The organism is Halorubrum shenae, from assembly GCF_051194165.1.
In the GTDB taxonomy this organism is placed as follows: domain Archaea; phylum Halobacteriota; class Halobacteria; order Halobacteriales; family Haloferacaceae; genus Halorubrum.
This window is the reverse complement of record NZ_JBLZNI010000004.1, coordinates 82,743-103,413: the sequence shown is the minus strand read 5'-3', so window position 1 is coordinate 103,413 and position 20,671 is coordinate 82,743. Positions and strand designations below refer to the sequence as shown.

The following is a 20,671-nucleotide window of genomic DNA, read 5'->3' as shown; positions in this document are numbered from 1 at the left end:
CGGCGGTGGCGCTCTCGGCAGTCGGCGACCGGGCTCAGAAGTCGTCGCCTTCGGTGATCGAGGTGTACGAGCCGATCAGCGCGCCGGTCATGTCCACGTTCTCCAGCGTAACGCCCTCGTCGAGTACGGAGTTGCGGATCTTCGAATCGGTGATCGTCGCGTCCGGGAAGACGACCGAGCGTTCGATCGTCGAGTCCGTGACGGTCGCGCCCGACATGACGTGGACCACGTCGCCGAGGTCGGCGTTCTCGACGGTGGCGTCGTCGTCGACGAGCGTACCGCCATCCAAGGCGTACTCGACGGCGTCGAGGTAGCTGTCGGCGGTGCCGATGTCGAACCACGCGCCGTCGAAGGTGTAGGCGTGGACCGCGCCGCGGTTCTGCAGCCACTGGAGGAACCATCCGGGCTCGTCGGGGTTGTTGCCGTCTTCGAGATACGTCGCGAGGTCAGGCAGCGTCTCGGCGGGGAACGCGTAACACGCGATGGAGACGAGCGTCGACTTGGGGTCGTCGGGTTTCTCTTGGAAGTTCACGACCTCGTCGCCGTCGAGCTCGACGAGCCCGTACGACTTCGCGCGCTCGCGGTCCTCCACGTCGTAGGCGGCCAGCGTCGGCGTCCCCTTACTCTCGAAGAAGTCGGCGAAGTCGGCCAGATCGAAGCTGATCATGTTGTCACCGGCGACGACGATGAGGTCGTCGTCGACGCTCTCGCGCTCGACCAGCTGGGCGAGCGCCCCGACGACGCCGAACTTCTCGTCTTCTTCGACGGTTTCCTCGACCGAGAGAGTGGGTTTCTCGAACGAGCTGTCGTCGAGATACGCCGCGAACGTGTCGGCGAAGCGTTCGTTCGTCGAAACGAACACCTCGTCGACGCGGTCGTCGGCCTCGAAGTCTTCGAAGATCTCGTCGATGACGGTGTTTTCGCCGACCGGAAGGAACATTTTCGGTCGGGTCTCGGTAATCGGCCAGAGTCTGGTGGCGTAACCCCCAGCGAGTACGACGGCTTTCATACGCGTCTCGTCTCACCCCGACGACATATCTCTTGCGCTACTGTCAACGGTGAGAAACGGATGGGTAGTTGTCTTTGCGGGAAGCGGGCTCGATTACGACTGACGAGACGGAGCGCAGCCTACTCGTTCAGTCGGTCGGTGTCGATCGTGACGCCGGGGGGTGTGACGATGAGGAACCCGCGGAAGTGCATCAGTTCGCCGCCCATGTCTTTGACGTCGCGCGCGAACCCCGCGGCGAGTTCGTTGAGATCGCCCTCGACGGACAACACGAGGGTGTTGCCGTAATCGACGCTGCGGACCCATTCGTCGGGGTCTGTCGTCCCGTCGAGAACGCCGAGGACGACGTCGCCGGCGGCTGCCAACGCCTCGTCCATCTGCTCTTCGGCGTCGCGCAGGTCGAGGTCCCAATCGCTCATACCTCAGAGTTGCGAGGCGGCGGCAAAAACGTTCGGACGCGAGGCGTCACGGCCGATCGCGGAGTCGTTAAGTGCGCGCCGACCCCAGCGGACGCATGAAACGCACGCGGCGGTCCCTGCTCGCGAGTGCGGCGTCGGTCGGCGTCGTCGGCGCGGCGGGATGTCTCGGCGGCGGCGGAGGCGGCGACGGCACCGATGGCGGTGACGGGGGCGACACCGGTGGCAACACCCTCGACACGGGCGCGTACGACTGCGACCTCGCCGAGCCGGCGGACCCGAATACCGAGTTCCGGCCCGTCATCGGCGACCCGGAGGCCGACGTGGTGGTGCAGGCGTTCGAGGACTTCACCTGCGGCCACTGCGCCACCTACTCGCTGGACCACTTCCCGACGATCCGGGATGAGTACGTCGCCTCCGGCGAGATCCGCTATGAACACTGGGACTTCCCGATTCCCGTCAACGAGAGATGGGCGGTCCCCGTCGCCAGCGCGGCTCGCGGCGTCGGCGTCCAGTACGGCTCGGAGGCGTTCTTCGCGTTCGCCAAGGCGGCCTACGAGTCACAGGGAAGCTACAGCGGGGAGGCGATCGGCGACGCCGCAGAGGCCGCCGGCGCGGACCCGTGCGTCGCCATCGCCGACGCGCAGTTCGCGACGTACGAGGAGGTGTCAGCGAGCGACCGAAGCGACGGGGTTTCGATGGGTGTCGAGGGAACGCCGACGATCTTCGTGAACGGCGAGGCGGTCGAAGATTATCGGGCGGAGACGATCGCAGCGGCGATCGACGAGGCGCTGTAAGCGGACCGCGCGGTATCGATCGGGGTTCACCCGAGCGTCGGCCTTTTGACCGTTCGACCCGTTTTATAAGTGAATGACGGAGGACGACCGCGGCGAGCGGCGGCGACTGGGCGCCGTCGTGCTCGCCGTGCTGATCTCGCAGGTACTCTTATACCCGGGAGTGCCGGGTCTGGTCGTCGCGCTCGGAGCGCCCGCGGGCATCGACGCCGGGATGTGGTTCCTCGTCGCGGAGTTCGGCGCGTTCGTGGCCTTCGCGGTCGTCTGGGGCACTGCGAGCGACGCGCTGGGACGACGGGCACCGCTGATCGTCGCCGGCGCGCTCGGAGGTGCGGCCTCGTACGTCGCGCTCGCTGCCGTCCCCGAGTTCGGGTTCGGCTTCCGGGCGGCGCTCGCGGTCCGGGTCGTCGGCGGCGCACTCACCATCGGCGCCTTCTCGCTGGCGATCACCTCGCTGATGGACCTTCGCGGCGGCAACGGGCGCAACATGGGGACCGCCGGGGTCGCCATCGGGCTCGGCGCGGCGGTCGGGTCTGTCGTCGGCGGTGCGCTCGCCGACGTGAGCGCCTTCTACCCCGTTTACGCCGGTGCCGCGGTGCTCGCAGGGGCGGGCCTCCTCGCGCTGACTATTGACGACCGAGTCGTCGCTGACCGCGCCGCTCTCGGTGACGACCGAGTCGTCGCCGATCGGTCGGTCGAGACCGGCGCAGACGCTGCACAGAGCGACGTGGGCTTCCGCGACGTGCTCACGCAGGCGCGGACGACCCGCGGGCTCATGGTCCCGCTCGCGTTCGGCTTCGTCGACCGGCTCACGGCCGGCTTCTTCGCGCTCGTCGGCGTCTACTACTTCCAGGATCCCGAGACGTTCGGCCTCTCGGCGGCGGCCGCGGGGGCGACGCTCGCGCTCTTTTTCGTTCCCTTCGCGGTGCTGCAGCCGTTGTTCGGGTCCCTTTCGGACCGGATCGGGCGCTTTCTCCCCGTCGTGGCCGGGTCGATCGCCTACGGGCTCGTCACGATCGGCGTCGGCGTGGCACCCATATATCCCATTGCGGCCGCGCTCATGGTGCTCGTCGGGGTCTGCGGCGCGCTGATGGCGCCGGCGACGATGGCGCTCGTCACGGACCTCGTCGAGCCCGAGGCCCGCGGCGCGGCGATGGGACTGTTCAACGTGTTCGGCTCGCTCGGCTTCCTCGCGGGGTTCCTCATCGGGGGGAGCGCCACCGAACTGTTCGGGTACACTCCCGCGTTCCTGGCCGTCGGCGGGCTCGAACTCGTCATCGCCCTGGCGTTGTTCCCGGCCGTGAAGGCGATCGCTCCGGGCGGCGGCCTCCTCGGACTCGGCGGCGGCACGGGCCAATCGCCGTCGGAGTAACGTCCCCTCCTGACGCGCCCGCCCGAGTCGAGCCCTTTTAAGGCGCCCGTCCCTTGCGTACGGACGACAGATGGACATCCTCGTGGTGGGCGCCGGCGAGATCGGCCGCTGGGTAGCCGACACCGTGTCGGCCGACGAGTTGCCGGTCGACGCGACGGTGTCCTTCGCGGATCGCGACCCCGACGTCGCCGCCGACGCGGCCGCGGGACGCGACGCCGAGACGGTCCCAGTCGACGGCGACAGCGTCCACGACGCGGTGTGTCTCGCGGTGCCGATGTCGGCGGTTCCCGCCGCCATCGAGGCGTACGCCCCCCGCGCGGAGCGGGCGATCCTCGACGTCTCCGGCGAGATGACCGACGCGATCGCGGCAATGCGCGAGCACGCGCCGGGGTGCGAGCGCGCGAGCTACCACCCGTTGTTCGCGCCGCCGCGCGTCCCCGGCAACGTCGCCGCGGTCGTCGACGAGAGTGGCCCGACGATCGAGGGGGTCTCGGCCGCGATCGAGGCCGGCGGCAACGAGGTGTTCGAGACGACAGCCGCGGAGCACGACGAGGCGATGGAGACGGTACAGGCCGGCGCGCACGCGGCCGTCCTCGCCTGGCGGCTCGCGGGCGAGGACGTACGCGAGGAGTTCCACACGCCCGTCTCGGCCGCCATAGACGAGGTCGCCGACACCGTCACCGAGGGAGCGCCCGCGGTGTACGCCGAGATCCAGCACGCCTTCGACGGCGCCGACGACGTGGCCGACGCGGCCCGCGAGATCGCCGACGCCGACTCGGAGGCGTTCGCCGCCCTCTACGAGCGCGCCCGCGGCGATCGAGAGGGCCGGGAGCGACACGAGTGAGAGGGCCGGGAGCGACACGAGTGAGCCGATCGACGACGCCAGTGATTCCATGATAGACAGAGCAGCCGTCCGAAACAACGCCAACTACCTACGCAACGTCAGACCGATCGACCCCGAGGAGATTTCGGAGTACATCGAGGGAGGCGCACATCCGGCGGTCGTCCGCGAGACGCTCCGCGAGGAGGCGTTCGACCTCCGGTTGCGCGAGCGCGAGGACGGCGCCTTCGAGCCCGTCCCCGAGGAGCCCGTCCGAGCGCCCGGCTGGGCGCCGGCGGCGTTTCCCGAAGCGTACTCGTTCGCCTTAGAGGACCTGCTCGTCGGGGAGTTCGGCGCGAACTGGCACCGCGGGGAGTCCGGCGACGAGCTACGGGAGGCCGTGCGCCGGCTGAAGACCGACTACCTCTACGAGAACGACGTGGCGTACGACCGGGTGGCGGCGATCGGGTACGCGATCTACCACCTGCCGGCGTACTACGCGACGATCGGGTACGTCCTCGACGACCTCACGGAGAACGCGCTGCTCGACCGGACCCTGCGCGTCCTCGACGTTGGCGCCGGCGTCGGGGGGCCCGCGCTCGGTCTCCACGATTACCTCCCCGACGACGCGGTCGTCGACTATCACGCCGTCGAGCCGAGCGCGGCCGCCGACGTCCTTGACCACATGCTCGACGAGACGGGGCGGAACTTCCGTCCGACGATCCACGAGGAGACGGCGGAATCGTTCCTCGGGATCGAGGGAGAAACAGCGAAAAGCGGTGACGACGCCCCCGACGAGTTCGACCTGGTCGTGTTCGGGAACGTCCTCTCCGAGCTCGACGACCCAATCGCGGTCGTCGAGGGCGCGCTCGACCGGCTCGCCGACGACGGGAGCGTCGTCGCGTTCGCGCCCGCCGACCGCAACACCGCCATGGGGCTCCGCGAGGTGGAACGCGCGGTCGCGACGCCCGAGACCGGCGTCGAGACGTACTCGCCGACCCTCCGACTCTGGCCGGACGCGACGCCCGCTGACGGCGGATGGTCGTTCGACGTGGCCGACGACCTCGAGATACCCCCGTTCCAGCGCCGGCTCGACGAGGCGGCCGAGCGCGGCTCGGCCGACGAGCCGGGCGAGTTCGTCAACGTCGACGTGCAGTTCGCGTACGCGATCCTCCGCCCCGACGGAAAGCGACGAGTCGACGTGTGGGCGAGCGCCGGCCGCTGCGCGCGCATGGCCGACTCCGAAGAGCACGTCACCGATCGGGTGAATCTACTCGCGGTGAAGCTCAGCCACGATCTCAGTGACGGCGACAACGCCCTCTACCGCGTCGGCGACGGCTCGCAGACGGTGGATCACTACCTCGTCTGCACGAGAGAGACCGTGCTCAACGACGACCTCAGGACGGCTGACTACGGCTCCGTGGTCTTCGTCGAAAACGGGCTCGTGCTCTGGAACGACGACGAGGGCGCGTACAACGTGGTCGTCGACGACGAGACGGTCGTCGACCTCGTGGCGCGCTGAGAGGCCCCGACGCCCGAACGGGGAAACCATTTCTCACAGGCCGGAACAACCCTGGCTACCCGGGAACCGCATGGTTCACGGAACCCACCGAACGGGCCCAGTCTGTCCGCACCGTCGACGACGGGGGCGATTCCGTCCGAACGATGTGCATACTTATAAGCGCCCTATCGATAAACAGCGTACAATGGCGGTTGGACTCACCGATGCGTTTGTCCGAGTTGCCGGGACCTCCCCGGTGATACAGGCACTCGTCGGTGGGATCGTTATCTCGCTCCTGAATCTCGTCGGTGCGTCGCTCATCCTCGTCTGGCGGAACCCGTCCGAACGGGCCCTCAACGGGCTGCTCGGGTTCGCGGCCGGAGTCATGCTCGCAGCCGCATTCACCAGCCTCATCATTCCCGGTATCGAGGAGTACTCCGGGGGAAACCCGGTTCCGACGCTCATCGGCGTGGGGATCGGCGCGCTGTTTCTCGACCGGGCGGACGCACTCGTTCCCCACGCGCACTATCTGCTGACTGGCAGCCGTCGAACGGACGCGGCGAAGCCGAACGAGACGCTTCCGGTCACTGACGAGCGGGTGACCGGCGTCGTCCTGTTCATCCTAGCCATCACGCTGCACAACATGCCTGAGGGGTTAGCCGTCGGCGTCGGGTTCGGTGCAGCCGGCGGGGATCCGGCACAGCTCGGGAGCGCGCTGTCGTTGATGCTCGCGATCGGTCTCCAAAACATTCCCGAGGGGTTGGCCGTCTCCGTGGCCGCGGTGAACGCCGGCCTCGACCGCCGACTGTACGCCGCGGTCGCCGGGATTCGGGCCGGCATCGTCGAAATCCCGCTAGCGGTCCTCGGGGCCGTCGCCGTGGCGACGGTCGAGCCGCTGTTGCCGTACGCGATGGGGTTCGCCGCAGGGGCGATGTTGTTCGTCATTTCCGACGAGATCATCCCCGAGACGCACAGGAGCGGGTACGAACGCGTGGCGACGCTCGGACTCATGGCGGGCGTCATCATTATGCTGTACTTGGACATCACGTTAGCGAGCTGAGCGAGCGTCCCGAAACTGGGTGCGCTGCAGTCGGGTTCAGCCGACTGGCTCGATCAACTCGGGCGCGTCGACGCCGGGCGAGTTCACGCGCGTGGAGACCGGATGCGCCGTCAGTTCGTCGGCCGGATACGGGTCAAGCAGCGCGGCGGCCTCGTCGGGGTCGCCCCGGAGCCACGTCGCTTCCTCGTCCGGATCGAGAATCACCGCCATCCGGTGGTGGAGGTCGGCGACGAGGTCGTTCGGCTCGGTCGTAATAATTGTGAACGTCTCTCTAGGCCCGCCCTCGTCGTCCGTGTCGTCGTCCTCACCCGCCCCGCCCCCGAACGCTCCGAGCCCCGTCTGCGTCGTCTCCGACGCGGGCGGTTCCCACCGCTCGTAGAGCCCCGCCATCGCGAACGGGCGGTCGTCCTCGAAGGCGACGCGGTAGGGGGTCTTCCCGCCGGATCCCCGGTCTCCGTCGACCCACTCGTAGAAACCGTCCGCGGGGACGAGACACCGCCGGCGCTCGAAGGCGTCGGCGAAGCTCCGCTTCTCGCGGACCGTCTCCGCGCGGGCGTTGATGAGGTCGAACGACTCGTCGGCCCACGAGGGGGTGAGCCCCCACGTCATCCGCGTCGCGGCGGTCGGGTCCTCGTCGGCAATCACCGGGAGGTCCTGGCCGGGCGCGCAGTTGTAGCTCGGCTCGGCGCCCGCGAAGTCGGCGTCGAATCGGGCTTCGAGATCGCCGGGGGTGGTGAAAAGGGTGTAGCGGCCGCACATACGTGTCCCATCTTTCGATCCGCGGCGGTATAAATCGCGCCGCCGCCTCCCGTCGGGTTTTTGCCCGCGCGCCGCCGCGGTCGAGTATGCGCATCGAGAACAGCTTCATCCCGGTCGAGGGAGTCGGCGAGACGACGGAGCGTCGGATCTGGCGAGAGGGCGTCACCTCGTGGGAGTCGTTCGACCCCGCCGTCGACGTCGCTGGCGTCGGCTCGACCACCGCCGACCGGATCGAGTCGTTCATCGCCGAGGCGCTGACGCACCTCGACGACGGCGACTCCGCCTACTTCGACCGAACCTTCCCGAGCGGGGAGCGCTGGCGGCTCTACGAGAACTTCCGCGAGGAGACCTGCTTCTTCGACATCGAGACGACCGGCCTCGACGAACACCGCGATCGGGTGACGACGGTGAGTTTCTACCACGACGGGGAGACGAACACGCTGGTCGCCGGCGAGGACCTCACCGCCGAGCGGCTCCGCGAGCAGTTCGCGGACGCCAGCCTGCTCGCGACGTTCAACGGCGCGCGGTTCGACGTGCCGTTCTTAGAGACCTCCTTCGGGATCGATATCGACACGCCGCACCTCGATCTCATGTACCCCTGCAAGCGGATCGGGCTCTCCGGGGGGCTGAAACCGATCGAGAAGGAGATCGGGATCGAGCGCGACCGCCCGGACCTCTCGGGTCGGGACGCCGTGCGGCTCTGGCGCGAGTACGAGCGGGGCGACGACGACGCGCTCGAGACGCTCGTCTCGTACAACCGCGAGGACACGGAGAACCTCCGAACCCTCGCGGACGTCGTCACCGAGACGCTCCACGAGGACGTGTTCGTCGGCGGAACCGCCGAGCGGTAGCCTCAGTCGGTATCGCTTATAAACAACACCGGCTACGTCGCTTCCGCGTCGGCGTCTCGTTCTTCGGTGTCGGTCTCTTCTGCGTCTCTCCCGTCGGCTGGCGAGCCCTCAGTATCGGATCCTTCGGAGTCCGATTCCTCGGTGGCGGATTCCTCGGCGGCGGGTTCTTCAGTGGCAGAGTCCCCGGCGCCGGATCCGTCAGCATCGGACTCCGCAGAGTCGCGACGCTCACTTCCGGAGTCGGACCCGGCCTCGCGAGCGGTTTTGTCCGCTTCGCCCGTTTCAGTCGCCGGGTCGTCGTCGGCCTGTTCGTCGTCCGTCGTTTCCGAGTCCGATTCCTCGTCGTCCGAGGGTTCCGCGCTCTCCGACGAAGAGGAGTCAGACGCATCGTCGACATTCACGTTATCGCTCTCACCGTCGTCATCGCTCTCCTCCCCGTTCTCGTCGGTATCGTCGCTCTCAGAGCTCTCCTCGCCTTCGTCGGCATCGTCACCGTCCGTGCCTTCGTCGGCGTCGTCCGTCTCCTGAACGAGCTTCATCTCGCCGCGGGCGCGGAGGGTGCCGTCGATCTCCGCGCCGTCGTGGACGACGAGGTCGCCGGCGGAAACGTCGCCGAGCACCCGTGCGCCGGCCTTCACGGTGACCGTTCCGCCGCGGGTGGTGACGTCCCCGTGTATCGTCGTGTCCGCGCCGACCGTGATCCCCTCGCGGGCGCGCAGAGAGCCGAACACCTCGTTGCGCTCGCCGACGCGGATCGACTCCGCGCGGAGGTTGCCGTGGAGCCGGCAGTCGTCGCCGACGGTCGCGGGCGTCGAGACGCGCCACGCGTCGTCGGAAATCTCGGCGCCGCGCGGGACCAACAGGGGGTCGCGAACGTCGTCGCCGTCGGCGAGCGCCTCCGCGAGATCGTCGGCCGCGTCGGTCTCGCCGAGCCGCAGGAGCTGAGAGAGGACGATGAAGTAGAAGACGAGGGCGGGGACGGGGTTCCGGATGACGATCCACCCGTTCGCCTCGAACCCCTCTTCGATCGTCACGTCGTCGCCGATGTCGAGGTCGCCGGAGACCATCAATCGGCCCGTGACGGTCACCCGCTCGCCGAGGTACGCGTCCTCGCCGACGAGGACGTTGCCGTCGACGGAACACCACGTGTCGAGCCGGCAGTCGCCCTCGGCTTCGATGTCGTTTTCGACGTTCACACGCTCGCCGAGCGCGACGTTTCGCCCGCGGAGCCCGAACTCCACGGTCGACTGGCCGCCGACGAGCACGTCGCCGTCGGTGACGAGGTCGTGCTCCTCGACGGTCGTCCCGGACGGGACAGCGAGCTTCTCTATCGGACCGCCTCCCCTCAGCGACACACCGGGAGAACTCCCTCCGCCCGTATAAACCGTGTGGGGTTGTCCGACGCTCGTCGGACGGGTGCGGGGCGGTTGCTGCGGTAAAGTGTGCGGCTCGTTGTCGAACCACCGCAGTGTCACTACCCTTTTCAGGCCGGCGCTGAAGGTTCATACATGGGATTCGGATCGTACGACGAAAGCGAGCAGAAGGACCAAGACGTGGACACCGACGACGACAGCGCCGTGAACGTCCACGAGAACGACCACGACGGTGAGGTCTCCATCGAGGGCGGCGCGTCGACCGACGACCTCGTCGGCCGACTCTCGGAGATGAAAGACGACGAAGACGACGAGTAGGCGCCCACCCTCGAACGCGGGAGAGCAGTGTTCGGGTCGATCGCAGCCGTGTCACGCCCCTTTTATCCGGTCGCGGCCTACCGATCCCTATGAGTACCGATCTGACGTTCACCGACGACGGCGTCGCCGTCGTCTACGAGGGCACCGAGTTCGATCTCGAGAAGGACCTGATCGAGGAGGCGACCGGCAAGGGGTACCGCGACGTCACCGATCACGAGGTGTTACAGATCGTCGCGGAGAAGCCCGATCTCGACGGCGAGCCGGTGCGGATCGGCGACGTGTTGTAAGTCGTGACTGACGGCGGTCGGACCTGCCCTCCGCCCGAGACACGTCGCGCGGTGCCATAGATATCGGCCCAGGAGGAGCGGCGGACTACTGTCTCTGTGTTCAGTCTATCGCGATGAGGTAGTGGGTCAGAGGGGTTAGCAATCCCGCTCAGTCGTGCCATTTCAAGACACTCCCAAGCATAAGAGTACAGAGTATCCCGCCCGTTGGTCGTTCTTAGTCTTCTTCCGGCTTTGAGTTGATGGTAGCCTCATCCGGTGGTTCCGACAAATCTGAGTCACCGTCGAAGTACGTTGCTAATACGCCGGTACGGTCAGTATGTGAGCGCGCATAAGCGAAGTACCAGACAGCGCTTCCAATACTGATTCCAATCGCACCCATGATTGAGAGTAGTCCCATCTGGATGATTAATATGACACCACCGATCATGCCGAGAATCTGTACCACCGGGTATCCGGGAGAGCGAAAGTCAGGGTCATAGAAGTCGATCTCGGCCTCCCGAAAGATAATCACAGAGAGATTTTCTAAGGAGAAGACGAGGATAAGAAAGGCACTAGCCAACTTTGCAAGGTTGACAACTGGAACAAACGCGATGAGCGCGAGCAACACCGCACCAGTCACGAGAACGGCGTTTACTGGGGTTAAAAATCGGGAGTTGATCTGGCCGACCTGCTCAGGCAAAAGCGAGTCGCGACTCATCGCAAGGAGGAACCGAGACGTTCCTAAAACGCCCGCATTCGCCATGCTAGTAAGTGCAAGCACGGCGGTAACAGCGATCACTGTGACACCTACACCACCGAACACTCTCTCGGCACTGTCAGCCATCGGAGTGAGTGAGGTGCCACCGTCCGGGCCGCCGTGAATGAGTGTCTCGGCTGGCACAATGCCAACGATAACGCCCACTACGGCGGTGTAAATCACCATCATTACTCCAATAGAAATGAGCATTGCACGCGGGATGTTCCGGCCAGGCTCAGTGATCTCTTCGGCAACAGAGGCGACTTCTCCGATCCCAGCATACGAGACGAAGACGAAAGCAGTGGCGGTGGCAATCCCCCCGATTCCGTGGGTGACAAACGGCGCATACTGAACTGACTCTGCGGTTCCAACTCCACCGACGATGTAGGCCCCAAGCACGAGTACGACGAGCGTTACCAAGATACCCTGTACCTGACCGCTTTTTTCGGTCCCGACGATATTGAGTAAGATGACAGTAGCCCCGAGAACCAGTGCAACCACTTTCACGAGGGTAGCCGGAATACTCACGAGCAATAACAGGTATGCACCGAGACCAACAAGCGCGAACGCACTTTTGAATACAAGGGAGAACCAGACGCCGATACCTGCAATCGTGCCAAACAGCGGACCCATCGCTCGGTCAATATAGATATAGGTGCCACCATCCTCCGGCATCGCTGTCGCCATCTCCGCCTTTGAGAGTGCATTTGGGAGGACAATTAACCCAGCTAGTAGGTAGGCAACGATGATTGCTGGTCCTGCCTTCTTGTAGCCGATGGCAGGGAGAACAAAGATCCCGCCACCGATCATTGCCCCCATGCTTAGCGTCACTGCTGAATATAGCCCTAAGTCTCGACTCAGATCTCCTTCGCCCATTACGTATTTCTTGTTCTGTATGAAGTTAATTCTTCGTAAGCAGTAGTATAAGTACTATATTTTAAGGTTTTAGTAGATAGTATAAATTATTTATAATATCTAACGTGGTGCTAATGAAATGATATAAACAGGTCCGGCTGAGTAGTGACATTCGTACACTAGACGACACGGCAGGCCCAGCAGACACCGCAACCGTGTGTTGATATTCACATGTTCCCTATCCAATTGAGAACGGGCAAAAGTACCACAGCAATAGGAGAACTGCTACAACTATCAGCAGAGATCGGGGCAGAAGGGACTGTTCTATTTGGCGGAATTCTCGCTCTATATGCGATTGTATACTACTTCTAACATCTTTTGATGTCTACGTGCCCAGTACTGAGCATTATTTCTCAACGGGAGTCGGCCAGCCGCTCATGACACATTCGCGCGCTGTATATAGCAGGGCCGCGTGAACAGTCCCGAGATCTGGCAGAATCTACAGCGATACATTCACAGACGTGTTCTCACAGGTGATTCAGCCCACCATCAGTAAAATCGGTGACGTGACTAGTCGTGCAGTGGTTAGCGACGCGTGGATAAGCGCCAGTCGATTGAATTCGTCACAGTAGAACTGTGTCGTTTCGATGTCGTTCGCCAGTCGAACGGCGGCGTTCTCACCGTCATCTAGTGGAAACGCCTCATCGAGGTCGACGTCACGAACCACAAACTGATCACGGCGGTCGAGAACCGCCTTCGCGGCGCGTCCGGACGCGTCGTCGTAGGCCGCGGTCTCCGCTAGTTCGTCGACCACGACTCCGAGACTCACGAGGGCCGAGGTATCAGCAACGACCTGCATCTACGAATTGGCAAACTCCTCTGCCGCTTCGTCGAGAAACTCCACGCTCAGCGGTTGAGGAACAAGGTAATGGGGCCGGAGGGATTTGAACCCCCGATCGACTGATATCTCCGGTGCGCCTCGGAACTCCAGAGGGTCGTCAACACGACCGATGATCAGTCGGCCGCTCGGTATATCAGTCTGGAGTGTCGTCCCGGGCGCAAGCCTCTGGAGTCAGTCGCCATGCCTGGCTTGGCCACAGCCCCGCGTGATCTCGCATCAGGTGATTGCCGAAACGCAGATAAAGGGGTTTCGATCGCAAGCGATCGGGCGACGTGACGGCGGAACGATGTGGAAGAGCGTTCCGACGACGCCGCGGGTTCACTCCTCCCGGTCGTCGGCGCTCCAGTCGCACTCCTGGCACTTGTAGCCGGTCACGAACTCCGTCACGCTCGGCATGTAACCGACGGAAATGACGTCGCCCCCACACTCGGGGCAGTCGCGGTCGGCATCCGCGATCGACTCGGCTTCGAGCACCGACTCGCCCTCGACAAGCTCTGCGAGCTTCTTCGGCGTCACCATCCGCCCCTGCACGACGCGATTTGACATACCAGTCGTATACGGCCGAGCACCTAAACCCCGGCGACATATGAGGCGGGGCGGCCGGCCGACCGCCTTCCCGACCTCGACAACTCTTACAGCCAGGGCGCCCGAGAGTCGTCATCCGCGAAGGGATCCGTGTCGTCTCCTCCTTCGCTTGCGCCGGGATCGCCGCCGTTGGCAATGACGGCCACGTCGTCGTCGACGATAGGGCCGGGCGCGGTCGGCGCGTCGAGCGGCGGTTCGGTCGGGTCCGAGTCTCCGCCGTCGTCTGCTGCGTCATCGTTGTCGGCACTGGTCTCATCGACGGCGTCAGCGCCGCCTCCGGCGCCATCGCCATCGTCGGGGTCGTCCCCGGCGGTCTCGTCCGCGGTGTCCCCGGCCGGCCCAGCGTTGGGATCGTAGGCGAACAAGGTCGTCACCGCGAGTACCGCCAGCGCGATAGGGACCTCGGTCTGCATGATGTCGAACGGGCCGAGCAGGATCGGCAGCGCGAGCACGCCCAGCGCGACGGCCGAGCCGAACCGGAACCGGTCGATGTCGACGCGTCCGCGCAGATGCGGCGACAGCAGCGCGATCGCCAACGCGAACGCGACGCCGACGCCGGCCGCGGCAGCGCCATTGAGAACATACTCCGGCGACATCATCTCGCTCCGGCGCATCGCGAAGCCGCTCGGATCGAAGCTGGCGACGAGCCCGAGCGAAATGATGACGCCGGGGCTGGGCAGATACTCGCCGATCTCCGAACTCGCGGTCTTGGCGGCGATCGTGAGGATCACCAGCCCGGCGAAGCGCTCGAAGACGGGAAGGTTCAGGAACGCTCTGAACGTGGGGGCGAAGGCGGCTTCCAGCGCCGCGATCGGAACGACAATCGCGCCGATCAGCAGCACAGATCCGGCCATCTGTCGGCGGGTACCGTCCATCTCCGCGAGTATCACCGCGGCGGTCGCAGAGCCGCCGAAGATGAGTATCCCCGTCTCGATCACGCCCGTTGCGGTCGTCAGAACGCCGGCGACGACTAAGGCGGGGAAGATTCCGTCGACGAGCGGCAGCACCATCACGGTCGCGAGCAACTTCGTCGCGCTCCCGACTCGCTGCTCCAATCGGAGCGCAATCGGGTGACGAGAGACGCTCATTCAGGGGCGATGACCCTGACCGACGGGTACACGGTAGGAAGCGGGCGACCGGCGATAGCCGAGGGCCCGGCATGCGGAGTCGAATCCGCGAGCGGCCCGACGAGCCCATGTAAAGCGATTGCGCGAATTGCCGGCTGTAAAGCGGGCGCCGAGGTGGAGAATCGGCTGGCCGGCGATGCGCGCGTTCACGGGACTGTCGGAGTCCATACCTAATATATCTGTTTCGGTTGCGTTAAAGGTTGTGTGAGGCGTGCCCGCACGGATCGAGAGATCGGGACACGGCATTTATACCGACCTCCTAAATATGTCGACCGAACCGCGAAACGGGTGGCAATTCCTCGGAGCGGCGCCGCTTTCGATGGCCGACTCGATTGCTGCTTGTCGGCGGATATCTGTGTTGAGTCGACCGTGACTCTGAACACTGACATTCGTACACAAACCGACGCCGGCCAGGAAATGATCCATGATACTGCAAATAACGTGAATATGGATGACAACGACGTACACGTCTATGCTGTCTCGCAACGCTTTTTATCGGCCACTCATGACGGTTTATATGGCGACAGACTCCGGCCGATTCTCGGCAAAACTCGATGTTCCGGAAGCGTTGACCTTCGACGACGTACTCTTAAAACCCAAAGAAAGTCGGGTCGAGCCAGACGACGCCGACCTCTCCGCGCGCGTCTCGAGGAACGTCGAACTCACCGTTCCGATACTCTCGGCGGCGATGGACACCGTCACCGAGAGCGACCTGGCGATTGCGATGGCTCGCGAGGGCGGGCTCGGCGTCCTGCATCGCAACATGACCGTCGAGGAGACGGCCGAAGAGGTCGAGCGCGTCAAGCGCGCGCACGAACTCGTCATCCGCCGCGAAGACGTCGTGACCGTCTCGCCCGACGACACCGTCCGCGAGGCCGACGCCGTGATGGAGCGTCAGGGCGTCTCGGGCGCCCCGGTCGTCGACGAGGACGACACGGTTCTCGGGATCATCTCGGGCACCGACATCCGGCCGTACCTGGAAGTCGGCGAGGACGACGCCGTCCGCGAGGCCATGACCGACGAGGTGATCACGGCCCCCGAAGACGTCGAGGCCCGCGAAGCGTTGGAGCTGATGTACGACCACAAGATCGAACGCGTCCCACTCGTCGACGGGGACGACGGGCTCGTCGGCCTTGTCACGATGCAGGGAATCCTCCAGCGTCGCGAGCACGAAGAGGCCGCCCGCGACGAGCATGGTCGGCTGCTCGCGGGCGTCGCGGTCGGTCCCTTCGAAGAGGAGCGCGCCGTCGCGGCCGACGGGGCGGACGTCGACGTGATCTTCATCGACTGCGCACACGCGCACAACCTCAACGTCCTCGACTCGGCGCGGGCGATCAAAGAGACCGTTGACGCCGACGTGGTCGTCGGCAACGTCGGGACGCAGGAGGCCGCCGAGGCCGCCGTCGACTTCGCAGACGGGCTGAAGGTCGGTATCGGCCCGGGGTCGATCTGCACTACCCGCGTTGTGAGCGGCGCGGGGATGCCCCAGATGACCGCCGTCTCGCAGGTGGCCGACGTGGCCGCCGAACACGGCGTCCCGGTGATCGCCGACGGCGGGATCCGCTACTCCGGCGACGCGATCAAGGCGCTCGCCGCGGGCGCGAGCGCAGTGATGCTCGGGTCCTACTTCGCCGGCACCGACGAGGCGCCCGGCCGAGTCATCACGATGCAGGGGAAAAAGTACAAGCAGTACCGCGGAATGGGCTCGGTCGGCGCGATGAAGTCCGGCGGCGGCGACCGCTATCTCAAGGAGGAGGACGAAGACGAGGAGTTCGTCCCGGAGGGCGTCGAGGCGGCGACCCCCTACAAAGGGAGTCTCGCCTCCGAGCTCCACCAGCTCACGGGCGGGATGTGCTCCGGGATGGGGTACGTGGGCGCCGGAACGATCACGGAGCTCCACGACCGCGCGGAGTTCGTTCGCGTCTCCAGCGCCGGCCAGACGGAGGGGCACCCGCACGACGTGATGATCACCGACGAGGCGCCGAACTACAGCCCGAACGAGTGACGCGGCGATAGTTGGCTGGTTCGGAACTCCGAGTCGATCCCCGGGCGGAGTCAACCCGATATCGGAACTGGTGTCGTGGTCCCGAAGAGGTATTTTAATATACTCCGCGCAGAGACAAAATGTGTGAGCGAACACGTCGTCGCTCCGAGAATCCATGAGTGAGCAACCGCCGCTGGTCCTCGTGGTGGAGGACGAAGCAGACCTGGCTGACCTGTACGCCGCCTGGCTCGGCGACGAGTATCGCGTTCGGACCGCGTACGGCGGCCAGGAGGCGTTAGACGAACTCGACGACGCCAACAACGAGGTCGACGCGATCCTGTTGGACCGCCGGATGCCGGGACTGTCCGGCGACGAGGTCCTCGTCGAAGTTCGCGATCGCGGCATCGACTGCCGCGTAGCGATGGTGACCGCGGTCGAGCCCGACTTCGACATCCTCGAGATGGGCTTCGACGACTACCTCGTGAAGCCGGTCACCAGCGATACCCTCCGTGAGACGGTCGAGGGTCTGCTCCGCCGCGGCGAGTACGACGCCGAAATGCAGGACCTGTTCTCGCTGACCTCGAAGAAAGCGATGCTCGAGACCGAGAAGAGCGCGACCGAGCTCGCTGACAACACGGAGTACCAAGAGCTCACTGACCGGATCGCCGACCTCCGGTCGGAAGCCGACCAGTCGCTGGAGGCGGTGACCGAGGAAGACGACGACTTCGAGAAGATGTTCCAGGAGTTCGACGCCGGCGACGATGCCGATATCGACGTCGATTCCGAGCAGTGACCGACCCCCGCGCGACTTTTTAAGTGCGATCCCGTCGAACGAGCAAATCAAATGCGCGTTCGCGACCTCCCGCTGTCGGAGCGGTTCGTCGATCACTTCGCCGACCAAGGGATCCGCGAGCTGTACCCGCCGCAGGCGGCCGCGGTCGACGCTGGCGTCTGTGAGGGCGGGAACGTCGTCGCCGCGGTGCCGACCGCATCCGGAAAGACGTTCATCGCCGAGTTGGCACTGCTGACGGCTGAGGGCCCCGGACTGTACGTCTGCCCGCTCCGCGCGCTCGCCCGAGAGAAGTACGAGGCGTTCGCGGCGCTGCCGGGCGTCGACGCCGCCATCTCGACGGGAGATTTCAACGCGACGGGCGAGGCGCTCGCGGGCAACGACGTGGTGGTCGCCACGAGCGAGAAGGTCGACTCCGCGATCCGCAACGGCGCGCCGTGGGTCGACGACCTCGCCTGCGTCGCGGTCGACGAGGTTCACCTCCTCGGCGCGCAGCGTCGCGGCCCGACCCTCGAAGTGACCCTTGCGACGCTCCGTCGGCGGAACCCCGAGCTACAGGTCGTCGCGCTGTCCGCGACCGTCGACAACCCGGAGGCGATCGCGGAGTGGCTGGATGCGACTCTCGTGGAGTCCGAGTGGCGCCCCGTCGACCTCCGGACCGGCGTCGCGGTGGACGGAGACGTGACGTTCGACGACGAGACGGCGGTGACGGTGGACGCGGGAGACGACGCGGAGGAGACCCCCGACGACACCGAGGCCACCGCCGCCCTCGTCGCCGACGCAGTCGATGGGGGCGGTCAGTGTCTCGCGTTCGTCCGGTCGCGGAGAGAGGCGGCTGCGCTGGCCGAGCGGCTCGCTGACGACGGCCTCGCCGAGCGGCTGGGGGTCGAGTCAGCCGCCGCGGCCGCGAGCGACGAGGCCGCCGACGTGGACGGTACCGCCACCGGCCGACAGTTGGCCGACTGCCTGCGGTCTGGCGTGGCGTTCCATCACGCCGGGCTCCGGGCCGGCCACCGGGCGGTCGTCGAGGAGGCGTTCCGCGACCGCGAACTCGCCTGTATCTGCGCGACCCCGACGCTGGCCGCCGGCGTCAACGTCCCCGCGCGGCGGGTCGTGGTCCGCGACCAGAAGCGATACGCGGGGTCGGCGATGGAGTGGCTCCCCACGCTCGAGGTTCACCAAATGTGCGGCCGCGCCGGGCGCCCCGGACTGGACCCGTACGGCGAAGCCGTCCTCGTCGGCGACGCGGACACCGAGACCGAACTCGTCGAACGGTACATCGATGGGGAGCCGGAGGCGGTCGAGTCGACGCTTGCCGACCCGGCGTCGCTCCGGACGCACGTTCTCTCGGCGGTCGCGACCGGGTTCGCCGAGACCGAGACGGAGATCCTCGACGTGTTCGAGGGGACGTTCTACGCCCGGGAAGCGGGCGCCGGTGGGCTGGCAGACGCCATCGCTGACGCGGTCGACGATCTCGTTGCGGCCGGGTTGGTCCGCCGAGAGACGGGGACGGGCGGCGTCGATGCGTACCGGCTGGTCGCCACACCCGTCGGGAAGACGGCCTCGAGGCAGTACGTCAGACCGGAAACGGCCGAACGGATCGTCTCCGGGCTCCGGACCGCGGCGGGAATGTCCAACGCGACGACGCTCACCGTCTTCGAGGTGATCTGCGACACGCCCGACATGCAGGACACCTACCTCGGTAACGCGGAGCGCGCCGAAATCTACCGGTTCGCGCGGGCGAACGCGGGGACGCTGACGACGGCGATGGACGAGACGGACGACTTCGAAGCGTGGTTGGAGTCGGTAAAGACGGCGCGGATCCTCGACGAGTGGATCGGGGGCGCGACCGTCGAGGAGCTGGTGGAGTCCTACCGGCTCGGTCCGGGCGATCTCGACTCCCGCGTCGAGCGCGCGGAGTGGCTGTTGAGCGCGACTGAGGCGCTTGCCGAGACGATCGGAGTGCGGGTCCCGGCGGTCGCGAGGGCGCGCTCGCAGTTGTAGCTGGCGAGAAGGAGAACGCCGATCAGTCCGCGGGTTCGACGGCCCGGTGGAAGGGAGTGCGCGCGATCGTCTGCCGCAGGTCCGCGAGGGAGCCGCGGCCGGCGTCGCCCGCGACGGCCATCACCGCGAACACCTCCTGTCGAGAGATTTTCACGCCGGTCTCGGTGAGCGCGTCCTCGGGCCGGGAGCTGAGCTCGCGGAGGGTGCCGACCGCGAGCAGGTACGGGACGGTCCACGCCTCCATCGTGTTCCCGTTCGAGAGCGGCATCGTCTCTAAGTACGCCTGCGCGTCGTCGAGGAACGATCGGGCGTACTCGGCGGTCCGGCCGACGACGCGAGCGGACGATTCCCGGTTCTCCGGGTCGATGACCCGTTCCTGATCGACCCCCTCGTCGGCGAGCCACTCCGCGGGGAGGTAGACGTTGTTCTCCTCAGTGTAGTCGTCGTACACGTCCTTCGAGACGTTCACGAGCTGGAGGAGGAGGCCGAACTCCTCGGCGGTGTCCCGGAGGCGCCGCGCGCGGTCCTCGGTGACGTCACCGCGGATGAGCAGGTTCGTGATGAGGTTCCCGACCGTGCCGGCGGCGTAGTAGCAGTACTGTTCGAGCTCGTCGCGGTCGTCGATACGGAGCCCGCCCTCGGTGGCGTGGCGGTCGACGAACATCGCCATCCCGTCGACCATCTCCAACACGGGCGGCACGATCGCCTCCCGCGCCTCGGGATCGAACTCCGCGAACGTCGCCGCGATCGTCGGCACCTCGGCGACGACGTCCCAGTCGTCGTTGCGCTCTGCGGGCGCCGGGAGCCACTCGTCGACCGCGTCCCGGAACGCCGCGATCTCGGTGTCGTCGTCGGGGTCGATCGCGCGCCGATACGTTCGCAACACATCGCTTTGGGCTTCAGGGGGAATGTGTCCGGCATCTTCGACGGTATCGGCGACTCGACAGAGGAGATACCCCACACAGATGTGTGAGGCCATCGGCTCCTCTAACACGTCGACCGTTAGCGCGAAGGTCCGGGAGACGCCTTGCACCGCCTCGTGACACCAGTCGAGGTCGGGCTCGACGGGACCGTGTTCTCGTCCGCTCATTCGGTTACGGACAGTTACGTTACAACGCATAAAAAGCCTCGT

The 20,671-nt window shown here is 65.9% G+C and carries 19 protein-coding genes, 1 tRNA gene and 2 pseudogenes; 11 read left to right on the top strand and 11 right to left on the bottom strand.

Translation table 11 applies throughout. From position 1 onward, the window contains the following. Positions 1–34 precede the first annotated feature (34 nt). Positions 35–1,009: a nucleotidyltransferase family protein gene (locus tag ACNS88_RS06910; protein ID WP_435095058.1), complete on the bottom strand. Its 975-nt coding sequence runs from the start codon at positions 1,007–1,009 to the stop codon at positions 35–37. Between the two features lie 122 nt (positions 1,010–1,131). After that, positions 1,132–1,425: pseudogene (locus ACNS88_RS06905) on the bottom strand (DUF5779 family protein); the annotation flags it as partial. A gap of 95 nt (positions 1,426–1,520) precedes the next feature. Here ACNS88_RS06905 and ACNS88_RS06900 point away from each other — a divergent pair. The 5 genes from ACNS88_RS06900 (at position 1,521) to ACNS88_RS06880 (ending at position 6,969) form a co-directional block, all read left to right on the top strand. Further along, complete coding sequence (locus tag ACNS88_RS06900; RefSeq protein ID WP_435095057.1) at positions 1,521–2,219, top strand: thioredoxin domain-containing protein; 699 nt, start codon at positions 1,521–1,523, stop codon at positions 2,217–2,219. A gap of 73 nt (positions 2,220–2,292) precedes the next feature. After that, the gene (locus ACNS88_RS06895) at positions 2,293–3,588 is read left to right on the top strand and encodes an MFS transporter (RefSeq protein ID WP_435095056.1); all 1,296 of its coding nucleotides are present in this window, start codon (positions 2,293–2,295) and stop codon (positions 3,586–3,588) included. A gap of 70 nt (positions 3,589–3,658) precedes the next feature. Next, the gene (locus ACNS88_RS06890; RefSeq protein WP_435095055.1) at positions 3,659–4,432 is read left to right on the top strand and encodes a prephenate dehydrogenase; all 774 of its coding nucleotides are present in this window, start codon (positions 3,659–3,661) and stop codon (positions 4,430–4,432) included. A 49-nt stretch (positions 4,433–4,481) separates the two neighbouring features. After that, entirely contained in the window at positions 4,482–5,930 is a 1,449-nt protein-coding gene (locus ACNS88_RS06885) for a small ribosomal subunit Rsm22 family protein (protein ID WP_435095054.1), read from the top strand. A gap of 184 nt (positions 5,931–6,114) precedes the next feature. Beyond that, entirely contained in the window at positions 6,115–6,969 is an 855-nt protein-coding gene (locus ACNS88_RS06880) for a ZIP family metal transporter (RefSeq protein WP_435095053.1), read from the top strand. A gap of 36 nt (positions 6,970–7,005) precedes the next feature. Here ACNS88_RS06880 and ACNS88_RS06875 read toward each other — a convergent pair whose 3' ends face one another. Continuing rightward, the gene (locus ACNS88_RS06875; protein ID WP_435095052.1) at positions 7,006–7,728 is read right to left on the bottom strand and encodes an SOS response-associated peptidase; all 723 of its coding nucleotides are present in this window, start codon (positions 7,726–7,728) and stop codon (positions 7,006–7,008) included. Positions 7,729–7,814: 86 nt separating this feature from the next. Between ACNS88_RS06875 and ACNS88_RS06870 the strand changes: the two genes are divergently transcribed. Next, complete coding sequence (locus tag ACNS88_RS06870; protein ID WP_435095051.1) at positions 7,815–8,579, top strand: ribonuclease H-like domain-containing protein; 765 nt, start codon at positions 7,815–7,817, stop codon at positions 8,577–8,579. Positions 8,580–8,611: 32 nt separating this feature from the next. On the opposite strand, the gene ACNS88_RS06865 is transcribed toward ACNS88_RS06870, so the two are convergent. Next, the gene (locus ACNS88_RS06865) at positions 8,612–9,934 is read right to left on the bottom strand and encodes a polymer-forming cytoskeletal protein (RefSeq protein ID WP_435095050.1); all 1,323 of its coding nucleotides are present in this window, start codon (positions 9,932–9,934) and stop codon (positions 8,612–8,614) included. 153 nt (positions 9,935–10,087) lie between these two features. On the opposite strand from ACNS88_RS06865, the gene ACNS88_RS06860 reads away from it, so the two are divergent. Continuing rightward, entirely contained in the window at positions 10,088–10,270 is a 183-nt protein-coding gene (locus ACNS88_RS06860; protein ID WP_050026968.1) for a DUF5786 family protein, read from the top strand. Positions 10,271–10,359: 89 nt separating this feature from the next. Beyond that, positions 10,360–10,557 (top strand): DUF5800 family protein, encoded by a 198-nt coding sequence (locus tag ACNS88_RS06855; protein ID WP_435095049.1) that lies wholly within the window; start codon positions 10,360–10,362, stop codon positions 10,555–10,557. 214 nt (positions 10,558–10,771) lie between these two features. Here ACNS88_RS06855 and ACNS88_RS06850 read toward each other — a convergent pair whose 3' ends face one another. The 6 genes and pseudogenes from ACNS88_RS06850 to ACNS88_RS17650 all read right to left on the bottom strand — a co-directional run bounded on the left by ACNS88_RS06850 (position 10,772) and on the right by ACNS88_RS17650 (position 14,929). Continuing rightward, on the bottom strand, positions 10,772–12,169 hold the full coding sequence (locus ACNS88_RS06850; protein ID WP_435095048.1) for an APC family permease: 1,398 nt from the start codon (positions 12,167–12,169) through the stop codon (positions 10,772–10,774). Between the two features lie 523 nt (positions 12,170–12,692). After that, positions 12,693–13,007 (bottom strand): annotated as a pseudogene (locus ACNS88_RS06845) (hypothetical protein); the annotation flags it as partial. A 70-nt stretch (positions 13,008–13,077) separates the two neighbouring features. After that, a tRNA-Trp gene (locus tag ACNS88_RS06840) sits at positions 13,078–13,252 on the bottom strand. Between the two features lie 115 nt (positions 13,253–13,367). Next, positions 13,368–13,595, bottom strand: a complete 228-nt coding sequence (locus tag ACNS88_RS06835) for a DUF5795 family protein (protein WP_435095047.1) — start codon at positions 13,593–13,595, stop codon at positions 13,368–13,370. 86 nt (positions 13,596–13,681) lie between these two features. Further along, a complete protein-coding gene (locus ACNS88_RS06830; RefSeq protein ID WP_435095046.1) occupies positions 13,682–14,722 on the bottom strand; it encodes a DUF5794 domain-containing protein in 1,041 nt (346 codons plus the stop codon). Continuing rightward, positions 14,723–14,929 (bottom strand): DUF8099 family protein, encoded by a 207-nt coding sequence (locus tag ACNS88_RS17650; RefSeq protein WP_496923270.1) that lies wholly within the window; start codon positions 14,927–14,929, stop codon positions 14,723–14,725. 349 nt (positions 14,930–15,278) lie between these two features. Between ACNS88_RS17650 and guaB the strand changes: the two genes are divergently transcribed. The 3 genes from guaB to ACNS88_RS06815 all read left to right on the top strand — a co-directional run bounded on the left by guaB (position 15,279) and on the right by ACNS88_RS06815 (position 19,539). Further along, positions 15,279–16,766 (top strand): IMP dehydrogenase, encoded by a 1,488-nt coding sequence (gene guaB / locus ACNS88_RS06825; RefSeq protein ID WP_435095045.1) that lies wholly within the window; start codon positions 15,279–15,281, stop codon positions 16,764–16,766. 154 nt (positions 16,767–16,920) lie between these two features. Then, a complete protein-coding gene (locus tag ACNS88_RS06820) occupies positions 16,921–17,538 on the top strand; it encodes a HalX domain-containing protein (protein ID WP_435095044.1) in 618 nt (205 codons plus the stop codon). A 51-nt stretch (positions 17,539–17,589) separates the two neighbouring features. Continuing rightward, positions 17,590–19,539: a DEAD/DEAH box helicase gene (locus ACNS88_RS06815; RefSeq protein WP_435095043.1), complete on the top strand. Its 1,950-nt coding sequence runs from the start codon at positions 17,590–17,592 to the stop codon at positions 19,537–19,539. A 22-nt stretch (positions 19,540–19,561) separates the two neighbouring features. Here the strand turns inward: ACNS88_RS06815 and ACNS88_RS06810 are convergent, their stop codons facing one another. Beyond that, positions 19,562–20,629, bottom strand: a complete 1,068-nt coding sequence (locus ACNS88_RS06810) for a phytoene/squalene synthase family protein (RefSeq protein ID WP_435095042.1) — start codon at positions 20,627–20,629, stop codon at positions 19,562–19,564. Between the last annotated feature and the right edge of the window lie 42 nt (positions 20,630–20,671).